This window comes from Ruminococcus bromii (genome assembly GCF_928721825.1).
In the GTDB taxonomy this organism is placed as follows: domain Bacteria; phylum Bacillota; class Clostridia; order Oscillospirales; family Acutalibacteraceae; genus Ruminococcoides; species Ruminococcoides bromii.
This window is the reverse complement of the sequence record NZ_CAKMVP010000003.1, coordinates 811,853-838,764: the sequence shown is the minus strand read 5'-3', so window position 1 is coordinate 838,764 and position 26,912 is coordinate 811,853. Positions and strand designations below refer to the sequence as shown.

The 26,912-nt window shown below is 38.9% G+C and carries 23 protein-coding genes and 1 pseudogene; 19 read left to right on the top strand and 5 right to left on the bottom strand.

Going from position 1 to position 26,912, the window contains the following annotated elements:
• Positions 1-18 precede the first annotated feature (18 nt).
• From QDI94_RS04245 to QDI94_RS04225, 5 genes are read left to right on the top strand one after another with little or no spacing between them, the layout of a single operon-like run.
• Positions 19-843, top strand: coding sequence for a hypothetical protein (locus QDI94_RS04245; RefSeq protein WP_278867400.1), 825 nt, complete (start codon positions 19-21; stop codon positions 841-843).
• Complete coding sequence (locus tag QDI94_RS04240) at positions 833-1,534, top strand: hypothetical protein (protein WP_278867397.1); 702 nt, start codon at positions 833-835, stop codon at positions 1,532-1,534. The genes QDI94_RS04245 and QDI94_RS04240 overlap by 11 nt, the downstream gene beginning before the upstream one ends.
• Complete coding sequence (locus tag QDI94_RS04235) at positions 1,456-2,367, top strand: hypothetical protein (RefSeq protein ID WP_153045010.1); 912 nt, start codon at positions 1,456-1,458, stop codon at positions 2,365-2,367. Before QDI94_RS04240 ends, QDI94_RS04235 begins: the two co-directional genes overlap by 79 nt.
• Positions 2,368-2,381: 14 nt before the next feature.
• Positions 2,382-3,038 carry an ATP-binding cassette domain-containing protein gene (locus QDI94_RS04230; protein ID WP_015524127.1) on the top strand — a complete coding sequence of 219 codons (657 nt, stop codon included), beginning with the start codon at positions 2,382-2,384 and terminating at the stop codon, positions 3,036-3,038.
• On the top strand, positions 3,022-3,600 hold the full coding sequence (locus QDI94_RS04225; RefSeq protein ID WP_015524126.1) for a hypothetical protein: 579 nt from the start codon (positions 3,022-3,024) through the stop codon (positions 3,598-3,600). The genes QDI94_RS04230 and QDI94_RS04225 overlap by 17 nt, the downstream gene beginning before the upstream one ends.
• 688 nt (positions 3,601-4,288) lie before the next feature.
• Here QDI94_RS04225 and QDI94_RS04220 read toward each other — a convergent pair.
• From QDI94_RS04220 to QDI94_RS04210, 3 genes are all read right to left on the bottom strand, one after another.
• Positions 4,289-4,519, bottom strand: coding sequence for a DUF4368 domain-containing protein (locus QDI94_RS04220; RefSeq protein ID WP_242985671.1), 231 nt, complete (start codon positions 4,517-4,519; stop codon positions 4,289-4,291).
• Positions 4,452-4,814, bottom strand: coding sequence for a recombinase family protein (locus QDI94_RS04215; RefSeq protein WP_242958589.1), 363 nt, complete (start codon positions 4,812-4,814; stop codon positions 4,452-4,454). Before QDI94_RS04215 ends, QDI94_RS04220 begins: the two co-directional genes overlap by 68 nt.
• A gap of 441 nt (positions 4,815-5,255) precedes the next feature.
• The gene (locus tag QDI94_RS04210; RefSeq protein ID WP_278867390.1) at positions 5,256-6,611 is read right to left on the bottom strand and encodes a sodium-dependent transporter; all 1,356 of its coding nucleotides are present in this window, start codon (positions 6,609-6,611) and stop codon (positions 5,256-5,258) included.
• A 193-nt stretch (positions 6,612-6,804) separates the two neighbouring features.
• Here QDI94_RS04210 and QDI94_RS04205 point away from each other — a divergent pair.
• Positions 6,805-7,179 (top strand): annotated as a pseudogene (locus QDI94_RS04205) (response regulator); the annotation flags it as partial.
• Positions 7,180-7,242: 63 nt separating this feature from the next.
• On the opposite strand, the gene QDI94_RS04200 reads toward QDI94_RS04205, so the two are convergent.
• On the bottom strand, positions 7,243-9,327 hold the full coding sequence (locus QDI94_RS04200; RefSeq protein ID WP_278867389.1) for a glycogen debranching protein: 2,085 nt from the start codon (positions 9,325-9,327) through the stop codon (positions 7,243-7,245).
• Between the two features lie 223 nt (positions 9,328-9,550).
• Positions 9,551-11,227 carry a DUF1653 domain-containing protein gene (locus QDI94_RS04195; RefSeq protein ID WP_278867386.1) on the bottom strand — a complete coding sequence of 559 codons (1,677 nt, stop codon included), beginning with the start codon at positions 11,225-11,227 and terminating at the stop codon, positions 9,551-9,553.
• Between the two features lie 169 nt (positions 11,228-11,396).
• Between QDI94_RS04195 and QDI94_RS04190 the strand changes: the two genes are divergently transcribed.
• From QDI94_RS04190 to QDI94_RS04130, 13 genes are all read left to right on the top strand, one after another.
• Positions 11,397-11,888 carry a hypothetical protein gene (locus tag QDI94_RS04190; protein WP_117519649.1) on the top strand — a complete coding sequence of 164 codons (492 nt, stop codon included), beginning with the start codon at positions 11,397-11,399 and terminating at the stop codon, positions 11,886-11,888.
• 286 nt (positions 11,889-12,174) lie between these two features.
• The gene (gene yfmF, locus QDI94_RS04185) at positions 12,175-13,440 is read left to right on the top strand and encodes an EF-P 5-aminopentanol modification-associated protein YfmF (RefSeq protein ID WP_278867382.1); all 1,266 of its coding nucleotides are present in this window, start codon (positions 12,175-12,177) and stop codon (positions 13,438-13,440) included.
• A gap of 14 nt (positions 13,441-13,454) precedes the next feature.
• On the top strand, positions 13,455-14,732 hold the full coding sequence (yfmH, locus tag QDI94_RS04180; RefSeq protein ID WP_178586172.1) for an EF-P 5-aminopentanol modification-associated protein YfmH: 1,278 nt from the start codon (positions 13,455-13,457) through the stop codon (positions 14,730-14,732).
• 2 nt (positions 14,733-14,734) lie between these two features.
• A complete protein-coding gene (gene lgt / locus QDI94_RS04175; RefSeq protein WP_278474729.1) occupies positions 14,735-15,610 on the top strand; it encodes a prolipoprotein diacylglyceryl transferase in 876 nt (291 codons plus the stop codon).
• Positions 15,543-16,394 (top strand): bifunctional methylenetetrahydrofolate dehydrogenase/methenyltetrahydrofolate cyclohydrolase FolD, encoded by an 852-nt coding sequence (gene folD, locus QDI94_RS04170; protein ID WP_278867381.1) that lies wholly within the window; start codon positions 15,543-15,545, stop codon positions 16,392-16,394. Before lgt ends, folD begins: the two co-directional genes overlap by 68 nt.
• A gap of 133 nt (positions 16,395-16,527) precedes the next feature.
• Positions 16,528-16,836 (top strand): 50S ribosomal protein L21, encoded by a 309-nt coding sequence (gene rplU / locus QDI94_RS04165; protein WP_101029331.1) that lies wholly within the window; start codon positions 16,528-16,530, stop codon positions 16,834-16,836.
• Between the two features lie 2 nt (positions 16,837-16,838).
• Positions 16,839-17,156 carry a ribosomal-processing cysteine protease Prp gene (locus tag QDI94_RS04160; protein WP_278867378.1) on the top strand — a complete coding sequence of 106 codons (318 nt, stop codon included), beginning with the start codon at positions 16,839-16,841 and terminating at the stop codon, positions 17,154-17,156.
• Between the two features lie 4 nt (positions 17,157-17,160).
• Positions 17,161-17,445 carry a 50S ribosomal protein L27 gene (rpmA, locus tag QDI94_RS04155; RefSeq protein ID WP_015523724.1) on the top strand — a complete coding sequence of 95 codons (285 nt, stop codon included), beginning with the start codon at positions 17,161-17,163 and terminating at the stop codon, positions 17,443-17,445.
• 136 nt (positions 17,446-17,581) lie between these two features.
• Complete coding sequence (gene obgE, locus QDI94_RS04150) at positions 17,582-18,853, top strand: GTPase ObgE (RefSeq protein WP_278867374.1); 1,272 nt, start codon at positions 17,582-17,584, stop codon at positions 18,851-18,853.
• A 22-nt stretch (positions 18,854-18,875) separates the two neighbouring features.
• Positions 18,876-19,277, top strand: coding sequence for a Mini-ribonuclease 3 (locus QDI94_RS04145; RefSeq protein WP_278867372.1), 402 nt, complete (start codon positions 18,876-18,878; stop codon positions 19,275-19,277).
• Positions 19,278-19,281: 4 nt separating this feature from the next.
• Positions 19,282-20,175, top strand: a complete 894-nt coding sequence (locus QDI94_RS04140; RefSeq protein WP_176790103.1) for a YitT family protein — start codon at positions 19,282-19,284, stop codon at positions 20,173-20,175.
• A gap of 706 nt (positions 20,176-20,881) precedes the next feature.
• Entirely contained in the window at positions 20,882-26,719 is a 5,838-nt protein-coding gene (locus QDI94_RS04135; RefSeq protein ID WP_278867369.1) for an InlB B-repeat-containing protein, read from the top strand.
• A gap of 65 nt (positions 26,720-26,784) precedes the next feature.
• Entirely contained in the window at positions 26,785-26,910 is a 126-nt protein-coding gene (locus QDI94_RS04130; RefSeq protein ID WP_270204139.1) for a hypothetical protein, read from the top strand.
• Positions 26,911-26,912: the final 2 nt, after the last annotated feature.

The window sequence follows — 26,912 nt, the reverse complement described above, 5'->3', positions numbered from 1 at the left end:
TAAATGGAGAATGATAAAATGCAAAGAATGATTAAATTCGAACTGAAAAGAAGTTTTAAAAACAGGCTGTTTTTAATTTCTTTGCTAATTTCATTAGCATTGGTAACATGGTATTCGATTGAAAGAATACCATACTGTGTGCAGTTGAATTCTGAATTTTTAAATGATGAAAATTTAATGGGATTTTTTGAAATTTCATATACAAACTGGATTGGCAGTCATAATATCTATCTTCAGCAAAACATTTTTTATATGGCTATTCCAATTCTCGCCACTTTGCCATTTGGTAGTTCCTTTTATGATGATATAAACAGGGGATATGCAAGGAATGTGTGCGTTCGTGCCAAGAAAAAATATTATCTTGTGGCAAAATACATAGCTGTTTTCGTAAGTGGTGGTTGCGTGGTTGCTATTCCAATGGTTCTTAGTTTTCTCATTTCTTCAATGTTTTTACCAACAATGCTTCCTGAAGCATCTTATACATTTACTAACATATATCCTGCTTATAAATGGGCTGATTTGTTTTATGTGCAACCGTTATTATATACATCGATATATATTTTTATCACATTTTTGTTTTCGGGAGTAACAGCAAGTTTGTCATTGTTTATTACATTCTTTTTAAACAGAAAATTTGTGACTTTTGTTTTTCCTTTTTTCATTTACATTTTTTCATCATTTTGTCTTGAAATGTTGGGATTTGATGCCTACAGTATCAGAAATCTTGTCACGACTACAAGTGAAAGTGGGACTACCTTTTCTGTAACAATTTTATTTTTGATTTTCTTTTGCCTTTCATTTTTTCCGTATTATTTTATTGGAGCGAAAAAAGATGTTTTTTAAAGCGTGTAGAAAAACTTTTGTTGCAATGACATATTTTAAATATTTGGTTGTTTTCTGTTTACTCTGCAGTTTTGTATTGTTTTACTTTTTTGCTTTTTTAAAAAAAAATATGATGGATATAACAGACAACATATGTATGGCAGATTTTGTGGAAGCCGCCGGGGGTCACACGACAACTATCTTTTTTGTACCAACCGCCGCATTACTTTCAACGATATTTTCCGAAAAAAACAGTAACTTTACAAATGTCTATATTCGCTTTAGATTTAGAAATACATTGGTTGTCAGAAATAGTTTGAAAGTTCTTGCTTTTTCTGTGGCTTTTTGCATTTTATTCCTCGTCGCAGTTCTTGGTATGTCGAGATTTTTTTCACGAACAGTAATTAATTGGAATTCATATGAAAGCTATTATTATCTGTGTGAAGGATGCATAAGCAATGTAAGCTTTGCAAAAGTAGTGATGAAAACTTTTGTATGTCTTTTAATTCCTACAATATTTTTTTCTGAATTAATATGTGCTTTTGGCTGTATAATAAACAAAGTATTTCCGTTCTTAGTGACGGTCACAACATGTATTGCAGTTTCATTTGATGGTGATTGGAATATTGACTTTTGGCTCTTGATTTTTGGGACAATTATAGTATTCGTACTAAATTTATTGTTCATGAAAAGAAAGGATTTTTTAAATTGAAAGTTCGTCTTTTTTTTCGTTTGCTTTCGCATGATATAACAGAGGGAATCATACATAATCGTAAATTTTTTATTTTTGCTGCGTTGCTGTTCATATTTATTGATTTCGTGTATTGGCATAATATTAGCTTATATTTTAGTGATTATAATTCGGTTGTAGACTGCGGTGTTCTGGATTTTTTTATGAATGTTTTTGCCGGATGTGACCCTTTTGATCCGGAGGCAAATAAGGGTGTAGATATTCCCATAACGTGGTTTTCTTTTAATGTACTTCCTTATTTGTTTGTGGGATTATACATTACAAACGATTTGCAGACAAGTGCCGATACCTTTATTTTGCGGGTAAAATCCCGATATTTATGGTGGTTGAGTAAAATAGTTTGGTGTGTTGTTTCTTCAACTTTGTACTATTTACTGTTTTTTGTAATTTCGACAGCTTTTACATTGCTTTCCGGTAATTTTTCATTAACTCAAAACAGTTTAATAACTGAAGAATTTTTGGAGCTAAGCACTTATGGAAAAAGTATGACAGAAATTTTCATTTCCTCAGTACTGTTACCTTGGATGATTACAACTTGTCACATGACATTTGATGCAATTATCAGTATTACATTTGGACCTGTTGTCGCGTTTTTGATGATAGTCTGCCTTATGACCACATCTGTGTTTTATTGCAGCGAATTTTTGCCGTTTAACTTTTCAATGTTGATAAGAACTGATTTTTGCGCCATAAATAATATATCAATATATACAGAACTGGAGGTTGCCTTTTTAATAATCGTTATATGTTTATTTTTAGGCTTGCCAATTATCAAAAGAAAAAACATTATTTAAAGTAGGAGAGATTTATGAATATAGAAATTTGTAATTATACAAAAAAGTTATCAAAAAATCTTGTACTGGAAAATATAAATTTATCACTTTCCGGAGGAAAAATTTACGGTTTTGTAGGTAAGAACGGTTCGGGGAAAACTATGCTTATGCGTGCAATTTGCGGACTGATTTTACCTACCAGTGGTTTTGTAAAAATAAATAACAAAATCATAGGAAAAGACATATCGTTTCCTGATAGTGTTGGGGCTTTAATTGAAAATCCGGGGTTCATTTCTGAGTACTCCGGTTTTCAAAATTTGAAAATTCTCGCTCAAATACAAAAGAAAATAGACGATAAAAAAATAGTGGATACTATGAGAATGGTAGGGCTTGACCCAAACGAAAAGAAGAGTTTCCGAAAATATTCACTTGGTATGAAACAAAAACTTGGAATAGCAGCAGCGATGATGGAAGACCCTCAAATACTTGTTTTAGATGAACCTTTTAATGCGTTGGATGAAGCTTCATGTGAAAATGTCAAAAAAATGATTTTGTCCGCAAAAGTTCCCGATAGAGTTGTGTTGCTGTCATGTCATGACAAAAATCAGATTAACGCTCTTTGCGACGAAACTATAGAATTAGCGCAGGGTAAAATCATCAGGAGAGATAGTCTTTATGAGAAAGAAAAATAATTTAAAAGTTATTGTAACGCTCCTTATTGTAACAGTATTATGTATATGTGGTGTCATTAGGTTTTTTAGTATCAATTCAAAATATCCGCAAAACGAAAAAGTTGTATATAAAATGGGCGATTCATTTGTTTGTCAAAATGCAAAATTCACTATAACAGATACATACATGCTTAAGCGTATGGACATTATGAATGATGATGATTTATCAGAATATTTGGAAGAAAATTCTGACTATTTGAAAAGTGAAGATTTGAATCTTGGCTTAATAAAAATTATAATTTCCAATACAACAGATGATGAAATAACTGTTGATTTAACAGCTTTTCATATTGAATCAGGTGCTTTTTCATTACAATTTTATTACCCGCTCGTTATGTATTACAATGATTGTGGAATGTATATTAAACTTTCAAAAGGTGAACAAAAAACGTTTATTGCACCCGTTCCTATCTCTTCTGAACAATTTCTCAATTATGATTCCACCGATATTAGAAACAGAACGTATTATTTGGTATCATCTTTATATCCTCAAAAAATAATGTCAGAAGTCAAATTTAATTAAATTCAAGATATTTAAATTGGTCAAATAAATAACAATGTTGGTTTAGCATAATTAGTGCTGAATTACTTGGACATTGAAAAGTTGCCTCGTTGTATAATCATGACGAAAATCTGATTAACGCAAAACTGCAATACAGCAAGGTGTCGTAATCCGTTTCTTGTTCAAGCTTGAAAAAATATTTAAATTTCCTTTTAACGGTAAACTATTGTTTTTTCTCTTGTGTTCGTGCCGCATTGTATTTCTCGTCTGAGTTTGGTTGCAACGGCGGCGGGCATATTCACGGGCAGCTTGCACATTGATTTCATCATTCAGTTTGCCGTCAATCTCACTGTGCGGCGATATTAAAAACGGAAGTGGATTTCTTTTCATTTTGAAGTCCCTTCCGTTCATTTTTCTTTTCGTTTATCTGCTTTACGGCGGCTTTATACCGCGCCAAAGTTTCCTTTACAGACTTTGAATAATCCGTTATGCTCCACTTGCCGGTTTGAGTGTGTCGAATATGATAGTTGATGATTATCAGCCTTTCACGCAGGGTTGGTGGTGATCTGTTGACTGAGCCTGCACAATCTTAGCAAAGCATTGCTGTGCTTGGATTCAAATACCTTGTCACAGCCCTTGCAGCTAAGTGAAAACGGCTCGCCAACCTTGTGTTTTCTCGCCTTTATCAACTGATAGCATTCCCTGCTTTTTAGACGGGCTGTTTCAGCTGCTTCTGCCGCTTAATTTCTTCCTCGCTCAGCTGAGGTTGAGGAATTTCAAACTTGCCGATGAAATTGAGATAGATTTCAACCTCCTGCATACGTTCTCCGTCAATATAATACGGAGCGTGAACTAAAATTTTGTCGATAAACTCATTTATCATCGGCGTAGTAAGCTCGGAAAAATCGGTGGTTATACATCTTTGCACCGCAATCGGCACAATAAACAAGACCCGTCAGCGGATTCGCCACTCCGGTGGTGTCAACACGTCTCGGCGTTTTTGTCAGTTTCTGAGCAAGCTCCCAAGTTTCTCGGTCAATGATTGCTTCGTGCGTGTCATTGAATATCAGCCAGTTCTCCTGCGGATTTTTCACTGAGCTTTTGTCCTTATATGATTCCTTGTGCGTACGGAAATTTACGGTGTCTCCGCAGTATTCCTGTTTTGCAAGAATACTGCGGACAACATATCCGCTCCAACTGAACGGGTGGGTAAACTCCTTTTTGTTTTTCCTTATTCCAATTCCTTTTTTGTAAAGTAAACAGCCGGGGTTTCAACCTTGTCATCAAACAGCGTGCGGGCTATGTCATAAGGTCCGCAGCCTTCTATTGTGAAATGGAAAATTCTGCGGACGACTGTAGCCGCTTCCTCATCAATCAGCCAATGATTTTTGTTGTTCGGGTCTTTCTTGTAACCGTAAATAGCCGAGTTGGTTGTCGGCTTTCCCGATTCGTGCAGATAGTTTGCAATATCAAAAGCATACTATGCCCGAGCGTAAGTGTAGCAACTGGTTTGACGGTTATGTTACAAAAACAAATCCACGTCTAAAAGGTAACACAAGATAACAAAAAACTGTACAGCCGAATATGGTTGTACAGTTTTTAGTTTTATATGTTATTTTATAGGAATGTAACATTGTACAAATTTGCACAATTTGAGCCGTAGTGGATTGCTAATCCTACCCGATAAAGCCTTGAACGAACACAATAACAATCAGCACGGGGAGTGCGTATTTAAGGTACGGCTTCAGCACTCTTGAAAGTTTAAGACCTTTACCCGTGTTACATTCTTCAAAGTAATTGTCAAAGCCCCAGCCGAATTTTGTTGTGCAGAACAGGAGATAAACCATTGCGCCAATCGGAAGAAGAAGGTTGCTGACAACGAAGTCCTCAAGGTCAAGCACACCTTTGCCGAGAATGTTGAAGTCACTCCAAATGTTGAATCCGAAAATACACGGCAGACACGCAAAGAACATAATAATTCCGTTGATTATTGACGCCTTTGTTCTGCTCATGCCGAATGTGTCGGTAAGAAAAGCAACAAGGTTTTCAAACACGGCAATAACCGTTGAAAAGCTTGCGAATGTCATAAACAGAAAGAAAAGCGTACCCCAAATCCGACCGCCCGTCATATTTACGAAAACATTCGGAAGCGTCACAAAAATAAGGGCAGGTCCTTGGTCGGGCTGAACGCCAAATGAAAAGCAAGCAGGGAAGATGATAAGTCCGGCAACAATTGCAACAAAAGTGTCCAATGCACAAATCTGAACAGCCTCACCGTAAAGTGTGCGGTCTTTGTTCATATAACTGCCGAAAATTTCCATTGATGCGATTCCGAGTCCGAGTGTGAAAAACGCCTGACTCATTGCAGATGTGATTACCTTGCCGAGTCCTACATTTTTAACCTTTCCGAAATCGGGAACAAGGTAAAAACTCAGGCCTTCTCCCGCATTTGAAAGCATCATACTGTTGATTGCAAGAATGATAATCAGCGCAAGCAACGCAATCATCATAACCTTGCTGACCTTTTCAATGCCTTTTTGAAGTCCTCGACTGCATACAAAAAATCCGAATACAACGATTATCGCAAGCCATATAATCATCTCAACAGGCGATGTCATAAGGTCGTTAAACACTCCCGAAACCTGTTCTGAGTTCATTCCGCTTTTAAATGTTCCCGTTGCAAATTTATAGAAGTAATCTAACATCCAAGCCGAAACAGGCGTGTAAAACATCATCAAAAGGTAACAGCCTATCATACACAGCCAACCGTGAATGTGCCATTTGCTCTTTGGCTTTTCAAGTGTTTTATAGCTTAATACGGCACTTTTTCTGCTTGCTCTGCCGACTGCAAGCTCCATTGTCAGAACGGGAATTCCCATAAGCACAAGAAATGCAAGATAAAAAAGCACGAACAATCCGCCGCCGTTTTCGCCCGTAACATACGGAAAACGCCAGACATTGCCTATGCCAATCGCACAGCCTGCACTTACAAGGAGAAAACCTGTCCTCGACTTAAAATTTTCTCTTTGCATAAATATTCTCCTTAAAAATACTGTCACTTTAATTATACAAACTTTTCACCGATATTTCAAGGAATAAACTTTTTATTTATGCAATTTGACAGGGATTAAAAAGCTTTGTATACTTTTATTGACAGAAACATTTAAGCCTTGTTTAAGATTCGAAATATATAATAGAATAAGAAAACATTCGGGAGGTTACCAAATGCGACTTTTACTTGCAGAGGATGAAAAAGAGCTTTCAAAGGCTCTCACGGCAATTTTAAAGCATAACGGATACTCGGTTGACGCTGTTTATAATGGAAAAGATGCGCTTGATTATCTTCTCGGCGGTGACTATGATTGCGCAATTCTCGACATAATGATGCCGTTGCTTGACGGAATTTCAGTTTTGAAAGGAATCCGTCATGAGGGACTTGACCTGCCGGTTATCATGCTTACGGCAAAAAGTGAAATTGACGACAGGGTTTTCGGACTCGACAGCGGTGCTGACGATTATGTTACAAAGCCGTTTGTCGCAAAGGAACTTATTGCACGAATCAGAGCCGTTACACGCAGAAAATCCGAAACCTATAAAAACATAAAGCCCCCACACATTTTCGTGTAGGGGCGGTTTTCTTAAACAAAGAAATTGTCCTTATAATTAATATCTTTCTCCGACAGCAACAATGACACTTCTGCCTGCCATATTAATTCGTTTGTCATAGAGAATAACATTTCTGTCCTCAAGGATTACATCCTGCGGCTCGTTGCCTGTGTTTACATAAAGCTTCCAGTGGTATCCTTCGGGAAGGTCGGGAAGCTCAACATTTACATAATCCCAATAAGCATTGACGCCAAAGTAAACAAACTCGTCAAGTCCCTGTTGTTTAAGACTTGCACCGGCGTACATAACGCCAATCATTCTTGTATCATCGTAATACTTGGCACTCCACGCAACATTTGAATGGATGCTGACAGGCGGATAACTGCATGTTGCCTTGCCTCTGCTGTCTGTAATAATGTGGAATCTCTTTCTGAAAGCAATCATATATTTGAAAAATTCAAATACATCTTTATGCTTTTCTTTTCTTGTCCAGTCAAGCCATGAGATAATGTTGTCCTGACAGTAAGCATTGTTGTTGCCGAACTGAGTGTTGCAAAATTCATCACCTGCAAGGAAAAGAGCAGGTCCCTGACTGCACATAAGGGTTGCAAAAGCATTTTTTACCATTTTGATACGCAGTTTGTTGATATTGTAATCGTTTGTATCACCCTCGGCGCCGCAGTTCCAGCTGTTGTTGTCATTAGCGCCGTCAGTATTGTTCCAGCCGTTTTCGAGATTGTGCTTTTCGTTGTATGAATACATATCGTAAAGCGTAAATCCGTCATGACAGGTAAGAAAGTTTACCGACGCATTGTAGCCTCTGTAGGTAGGGTCATACAAATCTCTTGAGCCGGTAATTCTCTGAGCCGCATCCCATGCAAGATGGCTGTCGCCTTTAAGAAATTTTCTGAGGTCGTCACGGTATCTTCCGTTCCATTCAGCCCATCTGTTCCATGACGGGAAACTGCCGACCTGATAAAGTCCGCCTGCGTCCCACGCCTCTGCAATAAGCTTTACTCCGCCGAGAATCGGATCAAACGCAAGGCTTTTGAGAAGCGGAGGCTTATCCATAGGAGTACCGTCCTCGTTTCTTCCCAAAATCGACGCAAGGTCAAAACGGAAACCGTCAATGCGGTATTCTGTTACCCAATAACGCAGACAGTCGAGTATAAACTGCTGAACAATCGGCTGATTGCAGTTGAGAACATTGCCGCAGCCGCTGAAATTGTAATACTTTCCGTCCGGAGTGAGCATATAGTAAATGTTGTTGTCAATGCCCTTGAACGAGAAATATGGACCCATTTCGTTGCCCTCTGCTGTATGGTTGAACACAACATCAAGGATAACTTCAATTCCGTTTTCGTGAAGCTCACGAACAAGCTGTTTAAGCTCTCTGCCTTCGTGATGATGCTCGTGGTCGCTCTCATAGCTTGTGTTCGGAGCAAAGAAGCATACGGTGTTATAGCCCCAGTAATCGTAGAGCTGACGACCGTCATAATTACGATATGAGCCCATTTCGTCAAACTCAAAAATAGGCATCATTTCAACGGCATTGATGCCCAGTTCTTTAAGATAGGGGATTTTTTCACGGATACCTGCGAATGTGCCTTTGTTTTTAACGCCTGAGGAGCCGTCCTGAGTAAAGCCTCTTACATGCAATTCATAAATAATAAGCTCTTCAAACGGAAGCTTCGGCTGAGTGCAGTTGCCCCAGTCATAGTCGCTGTTTACAACTCTTGCCTTATAAACACCCTCATGCTCCTGTTTTTTACCCCAGCCGCTCTGACCGATTACAGCCTTTGCGTATGGGTCAAGAATGTATTTCTTTTTATCAAAAATAATGCCTTTTTCGGGTACATACGGACCGTCAAAGGAATATGCATACTCAAAATCAACCTCATCAAGACCGAACACGAGCATTGAATAGGTGTTGCCGATTTTGTAAGAATCCGGAAATCTGAGCCTTGCATACGGAAATTTTGCATAAGGTCTGAATAAAAGCAATGTACACTCAATGGCATAAACCGAATGAATAGTAAAGTTTACACCGCCGGAAACGGTTGTTGCACCGTTTAAAAGGAAGTTTCCGGGTCTGACATCGAAACCACCTACATTATCGGTTGGCTTTAAATCCCTCAACATAACATTTAATCCCCCTAAGTTCCTCTCAAAAAACAAAAATTCAGTCATAACACAACATATGTCTATATGTCTATTTTATCATATTATGTGATTTATTCAACACACTATTTGCAAAAATATAGTCAAATCTTGTCATCGCCGATTAAAAGTAGTATTTTTACACAAAAAAAGACCGGAATAAAAAATATATTCGGTCTTTTTAATCATTTGTTTACGCTTATTGTCAACCTATAAAAGTAAATCTGTCTGTTTCTTTGCCGTCAACATCAACTTTTTCGGCAAACATTTCGACAGGTCTTGCCCACACTTCACTTGTGTTGTGGAGATTTCTGTAAATTACAAGTTTTTCACCTGTTTCGCTGTGGGTTGCAAAGTTGATAACCTCATATTCGCCGCCCTTGAAATGTAGGTAAATACCCGGTTTGATTTCTTTTGTCGTATTTTCGGCATTGTCCGAGCTGTTTTCACAACAGTTTTCTGTTTCGGCAGGAGTTTCTTCATTTGCAGGAGCTTCAACCGCCTTACATTCTTTGTTGTCTGCATTGAAATCAACCTTGAAACTGCCGTCATTCACAACAAGAATTCTCGACTGATACGGCTGCATTTCAATTTCATAGTAGCCGTTTACATCTATAACTTCGTTGCCGTTGAGAACATCGGTAAGCTTTGCGTTGCAGCCTGTGTCAAAACCGATTCTTTCAACACGGTCTGTAAGGTTAAATGCAACAAAAACAGTCTGATTGTCGGTTTTTCTTCTGTATACAAGCTTTTCATTCTGAATATTTATGTTTTCAAAATCGCCGTACTTGAGAGCTTCGAGTGCAAGTCTTACTACACCGAGTTTTTTGATATGCTCAAGAAGTTCATAGTTCGGATTCGGGATGGAATCAAGGTCAAGACATGGACGAAGCTCGTAATCGCTGTAGGCAGTTCTCATACCCTCAATGCCGAATTCACTTCCGTAGTAAATTGACGGTACTCCGGGCATTGTATACATCATTGTGTAAACATTGTTGAGATGATTTTTGTCTTTAAGCATACTTGCAACACGGTTTACATCGTGGTTATCAACGAAATTATATGTGTAGATATTTCTGTAAATACCGCCGTTAGCAAACTGTCTGTTAAGAGAATGAGCAATTTCAAAATAGTTGTGGTCATTATGGCTTGAATAAATGCCTTTGTAGCATTCGTAGTTTGTAACCGAGTCAAGCACATCGGGATTTGCCCAATGATTGTAATCGCCGTGGGTAATCTCACCGTAGAGCCAGAAATCGGACTTTTTCTCTTTGCAAACATTTTTTAATTTTTTGAAAAATTCAATGTCAATGCAGTCAGCCGCATCAAGGCGAAGTCCGTCAATATCAAACTCATCAATCCAAAATCTTGCACAGTCAAGAAGATAGTTTACTACTTCGTCATTGTGGAGATTAAGCTTTACAAGGTCGTAGTAACCTGCCAAGCCCTCATAGCTGAAACCGTCATTATACGGGCTGTTGTTCCGGAAGTTTAAATTTTCAAACCAAGACGCATATCTTGAATTTTCACGGTTCTGCCGAACATCTTTGAAAGCAAAGAAATCTCTTCCCACATGATTAAAAACGCCGTCAAGCATAATTCTGATACCGTTATCGTGAAGTGTTTTGCAAATTTTTTTGAAAGATTCGTTGTCACCGAGCCGACAGTCGATTTTTTTATAATCAATAGTATCATAGCCGTGTTTTGAACTTTCAAAAACAGGGTTGAAAACAAGTGCATTTACCGACATTGACTTCATATGGTCAATCCAGCCGTAAATTTTGTCAAGTCTGTATTCCTGCTTAAAATCATTCTCCTTTGGTGCTCCGCAAAAACCGAGCGGATAAATATTGTAAATTACGGATTCATTTATGTATCCCATTATATTATCTCCTTTTTGCACAGAATAAAGCAATGTACGAATACAGTGTTTTGTGTACATTAGTCATAATTATAACACTAAAATTTCTATTGTGCAACTGAATAATTTGTGTTACAATGTAACATATTGATGATTTAAAAATGATTTTAAAAAATCTCGGAGGAACAAAATGCTTAAAATGCCCGAAAACAAAACAAGAAAAAAATTAAGAATCACACTTTGTGTGCTTTATCTCGTCGAAATCGTACTCTGTGCGTTGCCGTATTTCCAGTACATTGACGAAAAAAATGTACTTCATTCATATTCGGTATTCGATATTATGTCTGTGTGGGGACTCAGCGGTTCAAATGATGCGGTTTTTAAGTATTCGCTCTTTATGCCGATTTTCTTCATTATCCCGATTGCAGGATTTTTCTTCTGCGCTCTTGACAAAGAACGCAATATGAAGAATATCGTTTCAATCATTTGCTGTCTGCTCGGTGTGCTTTCAATTCTCACAATGGTAAGCTATACAATCAGCCTTGCTTCTGTAATTGCACTTCTTTTGTACATTCTCATCTGTTTTCTCACAACGCTTTCAATCTTTGCAAGATTTACCGACAAAGATGCTACAAAAGCTCCTGTTAAGCAGAAAAACACCGATCCGAACAGGGAAGTGTGATTGACAAATTAAAAATTTAAAATTGAAATTTCGGTCGGGAAGACAGTTTGTTTGATGCAAAAACATTGTTTTCCCGACTCTGCTTTATAAGATAAAAGTATTTAAATAAGGCTTTGTTAAGGCTCTGTGCCAATAGCAGGGGCGCCTCGTGATTTAATATTTTAAACCACGGAGGAAATACTTTTTGAATAAAATGAATATATTCGCTATTTTTTCTTATATCCCTTTTATAATAAATCAAAATGTGATACAATATGACTGATAATCTGAAAACGGAGTTGATTAAATGAATTTCATCAACAGAAATGAAATTGCAGACGGTGTATTCTTTACTAATATAAAAGACAGCCGTTTTAAAACAATGAAAATCAGCGTGAACATTGTTGTTCCGCTTTCTATCGAAACAGCGTCGGAAAATGCGCTTGTGGGCGGATTGCTTGTTCGTTCATGCAAAAAATATCCCGATTTTACTGTTCTCAGCAAAAAACTCAGTTCACTTTACGGTGCGGATCTCACTTCATCGCTTTCAAAACTGGGTGAAAGTCAGGTGCTTAAAATTTCCGTTTCGGGTCTTGATGACAGATATTCTCTTGATGATGTCAGCATTGCAAAAGAGCTTTCGGAGCTTTTGTGCAGTGTGATTTTTGAGCCGAATGTCAAGGACAACGCTTTTATCGAAAGTGAACTTGAACAGGAACGCAGACAGCTTCTTGATGTGATTGATTCTGAATTTAACGAAAAGCGAATCTATGCAATGGAACAGCTTATAAAACATATGTGCAAGGATGAGGTTTTCGGAACCAAGCGTTACGGTACTGCCGAAAAAATCAAGGCCGCAACTGCCGAATCACTCTACAGGGCGTGGCAGAATCTTCTCAAAACCGCAAAATTTGAGATTCTCTATATAGGCGACAGCCCTGCCGACAAGGCAAAGGAAGTTTTTACAAAGGCATTTGCAAATATCGAAAGAAATGTTGCGGCTTCATCTACCGATGTTGTCAAGAATGTTTCCAAAGAAAAACATATTACAGAGGAAATGGAGCTTTCACAGTCAAAGCTTGTTATGGGATTCAGAACACAGATTTCCGCAGGAGATGACGAGGCGGTTGCCGAAAGACTTATGTGCGCTGTTCTCGGCGGTACTGCAAGCTCAAAACTCTTTAACAATGTTCGTGAAAAACAGAGCCTTTGCTACTACTGCTCATCTGCCTACGATTCAATTAAGGGCATAATGTACATCAACAGCGGCGTTGAGGGCGAAAATCTTGAAAAAGCCGAAAAAGCTATTCTCAAAGAAATTGATGATATGAAAAACGGCGAAATTACGGATTTTGAAATTGAGGCAACAAAGCTTGCTGTTGTTAATTCATTCAAGTCAAGCAGTGACAGCGTAAGCGGTATTGAAAACTGGTACACAGGAAGAATCTTTAACGGCGACCTTGAAACTGTTGAAGAAGTTTCCGCAGAGGTAAATGCCGTTACCAAGGAACAGATTGTAAATGCCGCAAACAAGCTCTTGCTTGATACGGTTTATGTTCTCAAAAATAAGTAAGGGAGGCGGACAGAATGAATATTACAGAAATTAAATCGGAAATTGCAGGCGACAGCTATTATAAAGTTGAACACCCGTCGGGTCTTACAATTTTTGTTTATCCAAAAGAGGGTTACACTTCCTCATATGCAATTTTCGGCACACGCTACGGAAGTATTAACACAAAATTTTCCGTAAACGGCGGCGACATAATCACAGTTCCCGACGGTATTGCCCATTACCTTGAACACAAGCTTTTTGAGAGTGAAGAGGGTGATGCGTTTGTTAGATACGCAAAAACAGGCGCAAATGCAAACGCATATACAAGCTTTGAAAAAACCTGCTATCTTTTCTCATGTACGGACAAGTTTGACGAAAGTCTTGAAATTCTTCTCGATTTTGTTCAGGATCCCTACTTTACGGCTCAGACAGTTGCAAAGGAACAGGGCATTATCGGTCAGGAAATCAAAATGTATGACGACTCTCCCGATTGGCGAGTAATGTTCAATATGCTTGAGGGTATGTACCACAATCACCCTGTAAAAATTGATATTGCAGGTACGGTTGAAACAATTGCGGAAATTACAGCCGAAAAGCTTTATGAAGTTTATAATGTTTTCTACAACCTTAATAATATGGTTCTCTGCGTTGCAGGTAATGTAACGGTTGACGGCGTTCTTAAGGTTGCCGACAAAATGCTCAAGCCTTGTGAGAAGAAGGAAATCAAAAACTATTTTGAAACAGAGCCTTATGAAATCAAAGAGCCTTATATTGAGCAGACTTTTCCTGTTTCTATGCCTTTGTTCAACCTTGGCTTCAAAGAAAAGGCGGACAAGCCTCTTAACGAAAATCAGCTTGCCTGCACGGATATTCTGCTTTCTGCGCTTGCGTCAAATACAAGCACACTCTACAGAAAGCTTATGGATTCAAATCTTATCAATTCAAGCTTTTCTTACGAGCTTTTTGAAGGTCCCGGTTACTGCTCGGTAATCTTCGGCGGTGAATCAAGAGCGCCGAAGCAGGCGGCTGAAATGATTAAGCAGTATATCTCGGATATTAAGAAAACCGGTATTGACAAAGAGGACTTTGAAATTGCAAGGAAGTCTGTTTATGGCGATTCGGTTTCATCTCTCAACTCAGTAAGTGCAATTTCAAATTCAATCATCGACTATGAAATGCAGGGTAATGAAATTTTCACTTATATTGACGCGGTTGCAAACGCAAGGCTTGAGGATATCAACGCAAGACTTGCCGAGATGCTCGATGTCAATAACTGTACTTTGTCTGTTGTAAAACAGCCCGAAGAGGTGTAATTATGCCTTATCATGTACAGTTTCCCGGATTTGGCTGGGAATTTGATATTAACCCGATTGCATTTTCAATCGGTGATTACAAGGTCTATTGGTACGGAATAATCATAGCCTGCGGACTTCTGCTTGCCGTACTTTATGCGTGGAAAAGTGCTCCCCGTTACAAGGTTGACGGTTCAAAGCTTATCAACTGCATTTTCGCAGGAATAATAACGGGAATTATCGGTGCAAGACTCTATTTTTGTTTCTTCAAATGGGACTATTACGGACAGAATCCGATTGAAATTCTCTACATCAATAACGGCGGACTTGCCATTTACGGCGGAATTATCGGTGCGTTGCTCGGCGGCTTGACCGTTGCCAAAATACAAAAAATGGAGATTATGCCTGTTCTTGACATTGCAATGGTCGGTTTTCTTATCGGACAGGGAATAGGCAGATGGGGCAATTTTATGAATCAGGAGGCATACGGCGCTCCCACGGATTTGCCGTGGAGAATGCTGAGCGAGGGAACAGACAACATAGGAGTTCACCCATGCTTCTTCTATGAATCAATGTGGTGTCTGCTCGGATTTGTACTTCTTCATTTCTACGGAAAATACAAGCAAAAGTATTCGGGACAGATTTTCTTTATGTACCTTGTGTGGTACGGATTTGAAAGAACCATTGTTGAAGGACTCAGAACAGACAGCCTTTATCTTCCGTTCCAAGTTTTCGGAGCAGACATAAGGGTGTCACAGGTTCTTTCGGCAGTAATTTTTATAACAGGTATTGTATTCTTAATTATCAACAGAAAAAAGGAGGATTCTTTCTATGCAGATTATCGACGGAAAAAAGGTATCGGCACAGGTAAAGGAAGAAGTAAAAAAGCAGACGCTTGAGTTAAAAGAAACCCACGGAATAACACCGGGTCTTGCGGTAGTAATCGTAGGCGACGATCCGGCGTCAAGAGTATATGTAAACAACAAGAAAAAGGCTTGTGAATTTGTAGGCTTTAAGTCTGAGGAGTATGCACTCCCTGCCGAAACAACACAGGAAGAACTTTTAAACCTTGTTGAAACTCTCAACAATAAGAAGGATATCAACGGTATTCTTGTTCAGCTTCCGTTGCCGAAACACCTTGATGACAAGGCTGTTATTGAGGCAATCAGTCCGCTTAAAGATGTTGACGCATTCCATGCCGTAAATGTCGGCAAAATTATGCTCGGCGAGTATGATTTTCTTCCATGCACGCCTGCAGGCGTAATGGAGATGCTCCACTCCTACAACATTGAAGTAAGCGGTAAAAACTGCGTTGTAATCGGCAGAAGTAACATAGTCGGCAAGCCTATGGCAATGCTTTTGCTCCACGAAAACGGCACGGTAACAATCTGTCACAGCAGAACAAAGAATCTTGCTGAAATCTGTTCACAGGCAGATATACTCGTAGCCGCAGTCGGCAGACCGAAGTTTGTAACTGCCGATATGGTAAAAGAGGGTGCGGTTGTGATTGATGTCGGTATGGACAGGGATGAAAACGGCAAGCTCTGCGGCGATGTTGACTTTGAAAATGTCAAGGAAAAATGCTCGTTTATCACTCCCGTACCGGGCGGTGTAGGTCCTATGACAATTTCAACTCTTATGAAAAACACTCTCAAGGCGTGCAAAATTCAGAACAAGCTTTAATATTTAAAAAATATCGGGAAAATTGTTGACATCGAGTTTCCTTTGTGATATAGTATATAAGCCGCATATTGTGGGTTTTAAGTGATTCGTTCCACCTGCACATAGCGAGCCCAATGTAAAGGATGGTACTAAAATGTACGCAGTTATTCAGACAGGCGGCAAGCAGTACAAGGTAACTAACGATGAGGTTATCTTCATCGAAAAGCTTGACGCAGAAGCAAACGACACAGTAACATTTGATGTTGTAGCAGTCGGCACAGACAACGGCATCAAGGTTGGCACACCGCTCGTTGAGGGTGCTAAGGTTACAGGTGAAGTTGTAAAGAACGGTAAAGGCAAAAAAATCAGAGTTTGCACTTACAAGCCTAAGAAGGGCGAAAAGAGAGCAAAGGGTCACAGACAGCCTTACACACAGGTTAAGATTACTTCAATCGAAGCCTGAAAATGACTACGGTAACATTTTTTAAATCAGATGATATAATTTGCGGTTTTGAAATATCGGGTCACTCCGACTATGCCGAAGAGGGCAACGATATTGTATGTGCGGCAATCAGTTCTGCCGCATATATGACTGCAAACACAATCACCGAGGTTTTGCATATCAATGCGCAGGTTACCGAGGATGACGGACTTATGAAAGTAAGAATGTCACCGAATGATGCTTTAAAGGCTTGTGACATACTCTCAGGCTTAAAGCTTCACTTAACTGCTCTTTCCGAGCAGTACAAAAATCATATTAAAGTTAAATTTTCGGAGGTGTAAGGTAATGCTTAAAATAAACATTCAGTTATTCGCTCATAAAAAAGGTATGGGTTCTACAAAGAACGGCCGTGACAGTGAATCAAAGCGTCTTGGCGTTAAGCGTGCAGACGGTCAGAAGGTTCTCGCAGGCAACATCCTTGTAAAGCAGAGAGGCACACATATTCACCCTGGTGAAAATGTAGGCAAAGGCTCTGACGATACACTGTTCGCAAAGATTGACGGTGTTGTAAGATTTGAGCGTGTCGGCAAAGACAGAAAGCGTGCAAGCGTTTATCCTGTTGAGCAGTAATCTCAAAATTTATGAGGGTGGATTTTAAATCCGCCCTTATTTTTTACATTTTTGTTTATACTAATAACAAACAAGTCTGAAAATCTTTACATTTGTACTGATAATTTTGAACAGCAAAACTGTTACGGAGAAAAATATGTTTGTAGATACAGCGAAAATTAAAATAAAAGCCGGTGACGGCGGTGACGGTGCCGTTTCGTTTCACCGTGAAAAATATGTAGCGGCAGGCGGTCCCGACGGCGGTGACGGCGGCAGAGGCGGTAACATTGTTTTTGTTGCCGATTCCAACCTTTCAACGCTTGCCGATTTCCGCTACAAAAGAAAATATGCCGCAAAAAAAGGCGAAAACGGCAGGGGCGGCAGATGCCGCGGTAAAAATGCCGAAGACCTCATCATCCGTGTTCCTGTCGGAACTGTTGTAAAAGAGGAGAACAGCGGAAGAATCCTTGCCGATGTTTCGGGTGATGAACCCTACATTGTTGCAAAAGGCGGTAAAGGCGGTTGGGGTAATCCACATTTTGCAACTCCTGTCCGTCAGGTTCCCCGTTTTGCAAAACCGGGACTCCCGGGTGAAGAGTTTGATGTTGTTCTTGAACTCAAGCTTCTTGCCGATGTCGGTCTTGTAGGTTTCCCAAATGTCGGAAAAAGCACCCTTGTTTCCGTGGTTTCACAGGCAAAGCCTGAAATCGCAAACTATCACTTCACAACGATAACGCCCGTTCTCGGAGTTGTGTCAATGGGCGAGGGTTCGTCATTTGTTATGGCTGACATTCCCGGACTTATCGAAGGCGCATGGCAGGGTACAGGTCTTGGACATCAGTTCCTCCGCCATGTTGAGCGTTGCCGTATGCTCGTTCACATTGTCGATGTTTCGGGCAGTGAGGGCAGAGATCCGAAAGAGGATTTCATAACAATCAACAATGAGCTTGCAAAGTTCAATCCCGAGCTTGCCGAGCGTCCGATGGTTGTTGCAGGCAATAAGTGCGATATGGCAACCGATGAGCAAATTGCAGACTTCAAGAAGTTTGTTGAAGATCAGGGCTACGATTTCTTCCCGATTATGGCGGCAATCCGCTATGATGTTGATCCGCTCCTCAAAAAGATTCAGGAAATGCTTTCAAAGCTTCCGCCAATCACTCATTATGAGGCAGAGCCTGCTCCGATTGTGACCGTTGAAGATTTTGACGACCATTCTGTCACAATTAAGAATGTCAACGGAATCTATACCGTTGAGGCTGACTGGCTGTTGCAGGTTATGAAGGGCATCAATTTTGACGATTACGAAAGCCTTAACTACTTCCAAAAGGTTCTCATAAACGGCGGTGTAATTGACGCACTCCGCAAAAAGGGCTGTTCCGACGGCGACACTGTTTCGATTTATGAGCTTGAATTTGACTTTATGGATTGATATTGCATAATACGGAGTTAATATGGAAAACACATCTGTTCATTCATTAGCCGATGAAATTTCTCCGCTCACACTTGCCTTTGTGGGTGACGGTGTATATGACCTGCTTGTGCGTGAATACCTTGTCCGCAAGGCTAACCGCAGTGTCGGAGAACTCAACAAAATAAAAGTTTCGCTTGTAAACTGCAAAAGTCAGGCTGAATTTGCAAAAATTCTTATGCCGACTCTAACCGAAAAGGAGCTTGCCGTTTACAAGCGCGGCAGAAATGCCGCACCTAAATGCACCCCGAAAAACGGCTCTGTTGCCGACTATCACAGTGCAACGGGACTTGAAGCGCTTTTCGGCTATCTGCAAATAAACAAAGACCAAAGCAGAATAAATGAGCTTTTTGAAATAATTATACATACTCGTTTCGGGGAGTGATTTTATGCAAACGAATTTAAAACCGAATTCCTGTCTTGCAAAGGCAGGAACACTATTTTTTGATTATCTTGTAATTTTCGCCGGAGCAGTTCTTTACGGCATATCGGTAGCAATGTTTACATCACCTAACAATGTTGCGCCCGGTGGACTTACCGGTGTGGCAACAATGCTCAACTATATGTTCTCGTTGCCGATAGGTATTATGATTTTTGTAATGAACATTCCGCTTTTCATCTGGGGATTTATCGAAAACGGAAAAGGCTTTCTGACAAGAACCCTTGTTGCAACGGCACTTGTGTCTGTTATGATTGATGTTCTTACGCCGATTTTGCCCGCATACACAGGTGACACAATCCTTGCGGCAGGCTTTGGCGGAGTTCTGAACGGACTCGGACTCGGTCTTATCTTCTACCGAGGCGGTTCAACGGGCGGAACAGACATCATCGCCCTCAATCTTCACAAGCATTTTCCGTTCATTTCAACTGGTACAATAATTCTTGTGTCCGATATTCTCGTTCTTTTAATGGTATTCTTTGTATATCACAGCATTGAAAATGTGCTTTATGCTTTGCTTGTAATTTTTATCAGCATAAAGGTAATTGATGCTGTAAGCTACGGTACTTCAAGAGGCAACGGCAAATTGATGTTTGTTGTAACAGACAACTACAAAGAAGTCAGTATGGACATTATGAAGAACCTCAAGCGAGGTGTCACATATCTTGACGGCGAGGGCGCATACAGCGGAAAAGAAAAAAAGGTTATTATGTGTGCAGTCCGTCCGCAGGAAGTTTACAAAATCACTTCGGGAATCAAAAATGTTGACCCAAATGCCTTTATTATTGTAACAACAGCAGGTGCAATAAAGGGCAGAGGCTTTGTCAAAATAGATAACAACTGAAAAAGGCTCAATGTCAATAGTTGGGGTAACCCGAAAAAACAGAATATATGAGAATTACAAGTGGCAGCGAGTACTGGCTTGCTATTGATAACCTTATGAGCGGTAAAACTCTTGCAAACCTCAATGGGCTGTAAAAACAGCCCTGCAAAAACAAAAAGGCACATAACCGAAAACAGTGACGGTTATGTGCCTTTTGCGGTTTATTTATCCTTATTGTTGCTGAATTATTTCTTAATCCAAAACCCATATGAGGTTTATTTTTTAACAAAAAAACATCAGCATACCTGAAATATACCGCAAAATAATTGCTTTTTAAGAATAATGAAAATGCACGATATATTGACAAAATCTACAAAAAACATACCGTAACTTGTGCATAACATAAAACCCTGTTGTGAAAACGGCAAAACTGAATGTAAAAATAAATATAAAACTATCACATTAAACAAATACAAAAAAATGTTGTAATTTTATTGAAAAAATCTCTGTCAAATGGTATAATCAACTATAAAGAATATGGGTTAGTGTTCACATTTTGACTGAAACAGGTAAAGGATACAATTTTCGGCTGAATTCTCGTTGCTTTTTTGTAAATTAACTTCAAAATCCCGTGGCTTTGCCGATTATGTTTCACCGTTGGTCAGGCGGTAAAGGTCGAACCCGAACCTAACCAAAACCAAAATATTCGGTTATGGAGGTAATAATTATGAAAACAAAAATTTCTCATTTAGGCAGAAGCACTGTTTCCGTCGTCCTTGCGGTAATGATGCTCCTGTCAACAATGCTTATCGGTACTATAAGTGTTAATGCGGCTGATTATTTTACAGTTGGAGATACTTTATATTTGGATATTTCAGATGCAAATTATGATGCTACTGCGGATAATGCTGGGTTTTACATAAAATTTTATAAACAGGGTCATAATGATTTTAGTTGGTCAAAACTTAGCCAAATTAAAGATAAAGTATATTCCGGTACAGTTCCGACTGGAGAATGGGATCGTGCTGTATTTACAAGGGTTAATAGTCAAACTTTTGACTCCACTAAAAGTTGGATTGCTAGTACTGTTTACTCAAGCGCTACAACAACAATAAGTGATAAGGGCAATCATAACTGTTGGTCACTTAATAATGGAAATATGGAAGGAACTTGGACAACCTATTCAGGCGGTTCAGGCGGTGGTTCGACATCTACCGACTACTACATTGCAGGTAGATTTAAAACCAAATGGAATGCGGATACCACTGAATATAAGTTTACCGAGTCATCTGAACAGAAAGGTCTTTATTATTATGATACAGAAGAAACGGTTGCTTCACTTTCCGGACAGATACCTGAAGGCATATATGGTAATTATGACAGGTACTTCTATATCCGTTCTAGTAATGGTAAATATTTGACTTCTGACGATAAAGCAGGTCACAGTTTTCAAAATAATAAGAATAGTCAAAATTATTTAACGCTTGTTACTAATGAAGGCACGCCGGAAGAAAGACTTATAAAATTTAGTGATCCTTCTGATCCATCTAATGACAAAGTAACTATTTGGCTTGATACTACTAATAACGATATGCGGTTGTATTATACAGCTGGCTCTGAATCTTCGCTGACCCCTGTAGCACAAAGCGTATCACTTACAGCAAGTTCCTCACCGGTTCAAGTAGGTACAGAAGTTACACTTACTGCTTCTTTAAATGATAGAGCAACCGGTTTAAATGATACCGATGTAACTTATAAATTTGAGCAAACAAGCGGTGCAACAGTAACAGGTACTCCTAATGGAAACACCTATAAATTCACCCCTGCTACAGCAGATGATTATACATTTAAAGTTACCGCTTCTGCTGCGAATTATAGTTCAGTTACGAATACAGTAAAGGTTACTGCTACTTCTGATTCGTCTGATAAGTATGCTATCCATGTTAAGCTTGCGGACAATGTTAGTTCATATAGCTTTTCACTTTGGGCATATGGAGCTCCAAATAATACTAATGCATATGGCTATAATAACTGGGATTCTAAGGAAACTTTTACTATTAATGACCATGAATGGCATGATTATCCATTCATAAACACTATTAATAACTGGAACCTTATTATTTTTAATAATGGTACTGAAAAAAAATATGATGGTCAATACAATAGTGATCTTTGGGTTACTGTTAAGGGCGATAATAATTATGATGTTTCTACAATAGCCCCAACAAAATACACTGTAACTTATGGTGTGAATGGTGTCAATGGTACTCTTAGTGCCACAGGCGTATCTAGCTCAGGTTCTACTGTAAATAGTGGCACAAAGGTAACCTTTACAGCAAACCCAAACAAAGGCTTCGCAGTAGAGGGTTGGTACAGCGATGCTGAATGTACTAAAAAAATTGAATCTGCAGGAACTAATAAGACTTATACGGTAACAGTAAATGCAGATACCAATGTATATGTAAAATTCCGTACCGCAGAAACATACACAGTAACATTCAGTTCAAGCGACGAAACATACGGTACTGTTTCTGCAACGAACGGAACAACTCCACTCACTTCCCCTGCAACAGTAACCGAGGGCGATACAGTAACATTCACTGCAAAACCAAAGGATGGCTACGCTCTTTCCAGTTGGACTGTAAACGATGCATCAGTTTCTTCAACAACTAATCCGTATACAATTACAGTCCAAAAAGACACAACCGTAGTCGCTAACTTTAAAGTAGAAGATTCAGGTACACCATCCGGCTACTATATCCTTTGGGGAAAAAATGCTTCATTTTCCAAGTACGAAGCTAAAGAGCTTTATTTAAAGGATGATGGTAAGTATTACGCAAATTTTGATGTTGCAACTGACAAGATAGGTACGAAAGAAAATTGTTACTTTGTATTCTCTACAAGTAATACAACAAGTGGCGTTACAGCTGAAGAAACCAATGTAACAATTAATAAAGTCGCTCAAAACAAATTTTATTTTGAAAGCAACAATAGTGATATTAGTGGTGTAGGTAATACAAGGGTTCCAAAAATTTGGAACGAAAATGCTGATTTGCTTGGATTCAAAATTATTGTTTCAGATATTGATTCTTCTAATAAGAAAGTAACTTATTCTTGTGAGCCTACTTTTGATGTAGCTCCTGCTAATACTGTTGAAATCACGGCAAAAGACGGTACAATTCGTGCAGGCTTTACTAATACTGACGGTAAAACAACTACCGCTGTTTTAGGTGATACAACTCTTTCAATAACAACTCCTGATGCTAAAGAAATTACTGCATCTGATTCATACAAGATTGATGATAAAAATCGTGCTGTTACTGCTAAGAGAGTTCCTAATGGCTCAACAGTAACCGTTACAACCACAATTGACCCTAACGCAACCTTTGCAGGTCACAATGGCAGTGATTACTATGTTAAGGGATTCAGCGTAAACGGTATCTTTGGCGGAGTTCTTTCACAGACTGAAGGTAAAAATCATAGTAGTGATGTATATACTTATACTTTTGAAGTAAATCAAGAGATTTATGGTTCAAAGCTTGAAATCACTCCTGTGTATTTCCTTAAAGATGAAGCTAACTGCGTATATTTCTACATTGAGAACTACGATTCTGCAAAACAAATTTGGGGCAATACTCCTTCATGTTATGTATATTATGGTAGTGGTACTACAACATTAGAAACATTAGGCTATTACCCCGGACAACCAATGGTTGACTACAACGGTTCTATCTTTACTCAGATTCCTAAATCTATAGTCAATGGTGATACCACAGAAAAAATTACAGGTATGACGCTTAATAACTATGTTTGGGACGATGTTCATAGAGATTATAACGGTAAAAATCAAAAAAGTGATAATGCACAGACATACGACTACGATGATTTTGTTAAGATAGCTGAGAGCGGTGCTGCTGCTGATAACATTATTTATCGTTTTAAGTATAATGAATTCAATAATGAACCGGCTGATACATTTGCTGCTTCTAAAGCTGATGCTGCCGGTTGGGAAGTATTCCTTGACTACCAGAATTATCCGACAGATATTTTTGGCAATAAAATTGGTACAGAGAAGCTTGACTATAAGGACACTCAGAGTGTAACCAGTAAGGATAATTACCTGTCAATTATTTCGGACGGTTACCAGAATAACTACATCGGTAAATATGCAACTGCTTGGAGCATTTATAACAAGGCTGGCGATAGAGTGGCTACTATTCCTTCATCAGCTCTCTTGTATGCCCTTGGCAAGACCGATGCGCAAATGGAAACTGCCATTGGTTCTGAATCAACTCCTGCTGACTTCCTCCCTGGCAAGACAGATAGAGATTCTTATTGGGCAACATTTAAAAGCTTATATAATGATTATAAAGGTGTTTATGCTCAGATTAACTTTGAGGCAGCTATCAAAGGCGGTGACGATTATGGCAATCGTCTTGACGGTCGTTGGTACTATTCTCAGAGTAAACAGAAAATCACCGGTGAAATCAAGATTCAGTATGCAAATACACTTGATGACTACAAAGTAGGCGGTTTCCATGAAGATACATTTGCTGATGAAGATGCTTCATCAATTGTCGGTACGACAACAGGAGCAAGTGCATACTTTACCGATCCAGCGGATAGAGTAAGAAAACTTGAAACTGAAGCTGATAATACTCAGGATTATAAGTTTGAAGTTAATGCAACTTCAACTGCAGCATACACATTTGTTGGTTGGTACCGTCTTATTGATGGTGATTACAAGGCAATCAATCCTTCTGATATGAGCAGTTTGACAGGTGCAGTTACACGAAATTCAGATGTAACGCTTGTTGCTCGTTATATCAAAACCCCGGGCGGTTCAATGACCTTCCACCATTCATTGTACAACGGAACAAATGCAGGCGGCGGTAAAGCCACTCCCGAAATTCAGGTTGTTGTTAAAAACAACGAGGGTAAATCTCTTTATGATTCAGGCAGGATTGCCGGCACAGCTTCAATCGATAAGACTAAGATTGCTGAATTAGCAGCGCAAACAGGTCTTACTGTAACTGTTACTCTTTACACAACAACAAAGAACCTTTATAATTTCAATGGTTACTATTCTGCTGAAAACACAACAGATATAACTGCTTTTAATCCTACTACTGGTTTTACAACAAATGTTAGCGGAGACAGAACAGAAGGTCTTGTAACTACATCAGAATATACGTTCTCGTTTAATGAATACTATAATAAGTATGCAAGCACTCTTACTGCTGCTGATGCGGGAACAGTATATTATAATTTCTATTCTGACATTACTTCTATTAAAGTACCGTATAAGGTTCAGTTCTCTTATACTGACAGAATGGGTAATCAAAAGTATTACAACAAGGCAGGTTATGTTGATCCCGAAAACACTTCATCATACACATTTGATGAGAATGCTACTAATGTTGAAGGTGTAGAATCACATTCTGTAAAGGTAACTCTTACAAATAGCTTTATCCTTTCTCTTGCACCGTATGAGTCAAACTTTACAAAGAATCTTACTTGGAATGAGACTCCTGTTAGTAATACCGCTTTTGATTCATCAGTTACTAACTCAATAGCTTCAGCTGTTGTTAATTCAACTCAGTCAGACAGAACAATCCACCTTAATATTTATAAAGACAGTGAGGGTAATCCTACTCCGCTTATAAATAATGCTGGTACTTTTGCTCTTTACGAAAAAAATGGTTCATCTGAATTACCTTACGGTTCAGTGTTCTATGAACAAAATTCTGACGGAACTTATAAGTATGATATCACTGCTCCGAAAACATATAAAGATAGTGGTAAAGAACTTCAGTTTATGTATTGGGCAATCTACTCCGATCCGGAATGTAATAATCTTGTTATTAAAGCGTACAACAGTGAAGGACATTTCAGCTATGTAGCGTATGATAACTGTTGGATAGTTCCTGTTTATGGAGAAAGCTCAACTCCGGTTGCATCTGTTAAGGAAGTTTCTACTTCAACTCAGTTTATGGAAGTAACAAGAAACCAGTGGACAGCTGATAATGCTGACAGCTTCAACGGATTTGACGCTGATAGTATGACTACACTTGATACAGCTGAAGATTTCATTAAGGGTAACGGTGAAGACAAGCTTTACGCTGACTTTGTACTTAACTTCTTCTATAACGGCAAACAGCTTAGTGTATTTGATCCTGACAGCAAAAAGGTTCAGACGGGTATTGTGATGCAGAAGTTAGAGTTAGAAAAAGATTCCATTGGTGTAGGTTACAATACTGATATGAAGTACTACGCTAATAAGTACATCAATGATCTTCCTGTAGCAGCTGAAGAAGCTAAAAAAATAATTTTGACAGGTGAATCAAGTATCGAGTCGCTCACAAAACAGATTAATAATGGTAGACTTGATAACAAGAACAGACTTCAGTATTATGCTCGTTTCAATAATACCGAAACTAATGCAAATTGTGTTTATAGAGTTTACACTTATATTAAGTATGTTAATGAATCAAATGAAACTGTTGTTGAACTTGGTAATCCTATCTACTTTACACTCTATGATATTGCGAACGCAACAGTTTAATTTTAAATTTATTGTGTGCAACAGACAATACTGTTGCACACATAAAATTTAGGAAGGAGTTATTTATGAAAAAAGAGTATTCTTCTCCTGAATTTGAATTAGTAAAATTTAAATTCGAGGATATAATTTTGACCGGTAGTCTTGATGATACTCCTGAGGCTACTAAGAGTGATGGTGACGATTGGGGGTAACG

Coding starts and splice junctions, on each gene's coding strand:
- QDI94_RS04240 (WP_278867397.1), top strand. CDS start 833: ATGTTTTTTAAAGCGTGTAGAAAAACTTTTGTTGCAATGACATATTTT.
- QDI94_RS04145 (WP_278867372.1), top strand. CDS start 18,876: ATGGAAAACACATCTGTTCATTCATTAGCCGATGAAATTTCTCCGCTC.
- yfmF (WP_278867382.1), top strand. CDS start 12,175: ATGAATTTCATCAACAGAAATGAAATTGCAGACGGTGTATTCTTTACT.
- QDI94_RS04130 (WP_270204139.1), top strand. CDS start 26,785: ATGAAAAAAGAGTATTCTTCTCCTGAATTTGAATTAGTAAAATTTAAA.
- QDI94_RS04195 (WP_278867386.1), bottom strand. CDS start 11,227: ATGGGATACATAAATGAATCCGTAATTTACAATATTTATCCGCTCGGT.
- QDI94_RS04230 (WP_015524127.1), top strand. CDS start 2,382: ATGAATATAGAAATTTGTAATTATACAAAAAAGTTATCAAAAAATCTT.
- rpmA (WP_015523724.1), top strand. CDS start 17,161: ATGCTTAAAATAAACATTCAGTTATTCGCTCATAAAAAAGGTATGGGT.
- QDI94_RS04135 (WP_278867369.1), top strand. CDS start 20,882: ATGAAAACAAAAATTTCTCATTTAGGCAGAAGCACTGTTTCCGTCGTC.
- QDI94_RS04210 (WP_278867390.1), bottom strand. CDS start 6,611: ATGCAAAGAGAAAATTTTAAGTCGAGGACAGGTTTTCTCCTTGTAAGT.
- QDI94_RS04225 (WP_015524126.1), top strand. CDS start 3,022: ATGAGAAAGAAAAATAATTTAAAAGTTATTGTAACGCTCCTTATTGTA.
- yfmH (WP_178586172.1), top strand. CDS start 13,455: ATGAATATTACAGAAATTAAATCGGAAATTGCAGGCGACAGCTATTAT.
- lgt (WP_278474729.1), top strand. CDS start 14,735: ATGCCTTATCATGTACAGTTTCCCGGATTTGGCTGGGAATTTGATATT.
- QDI94_RS04140 (WP_176790103.1), top strand. CDS start 19,282: ATGCAAACGAATTTAAAACCGAATTCCTGTCTTGCAAAGGCAGGAACA.
- folD (WP_278867381.1), top strand. CDS start 15,543: ATGCAGATTATCGACGGAAAAAAGGTATCGGCACAGGTAAAGGAAGAA.
- QDI94_RS04160 (WP_278867378.1), top strand. CDS start 16,839: ATGACTACGGTAACATTTTTTAAATCAGATGATATAATTTGCGGTTTT.
- QDI94_RS04190 (WP_117519649.1), top strand. CDS start 11,397: ATGCTTAAAATGCCCGAAAACAAAACAAGAAAAAAATTAAGAATCACA.
- QDI94_RS04245 (WP_278867400.1), top strand. CDS start 19: ATGCAAAGAATGATTAAATTCGAACTGAAAAGAAGTTTTAAAAACAGG.
- rplU (WP_101029331.1), top strand. CDS start 16,528: ATGTACGCAGTTATTCAGACAGGCGGCAAGCAGTACAAGGTAACTAAC.
- QDI94_RS04200 (WP_278867389.1), bottom strand. CDS start 9,327: ATGTTGAGGGATTTAAAGCCAACCGATAATGTAGGTGGTTTCGATGTC.
- obgE (WP_278867374.1), top strand. CDS start 17,582: ATGTTTGTAGATACAGCGAAAATTAAAATAAAAGCCGGTGACGGCGGT.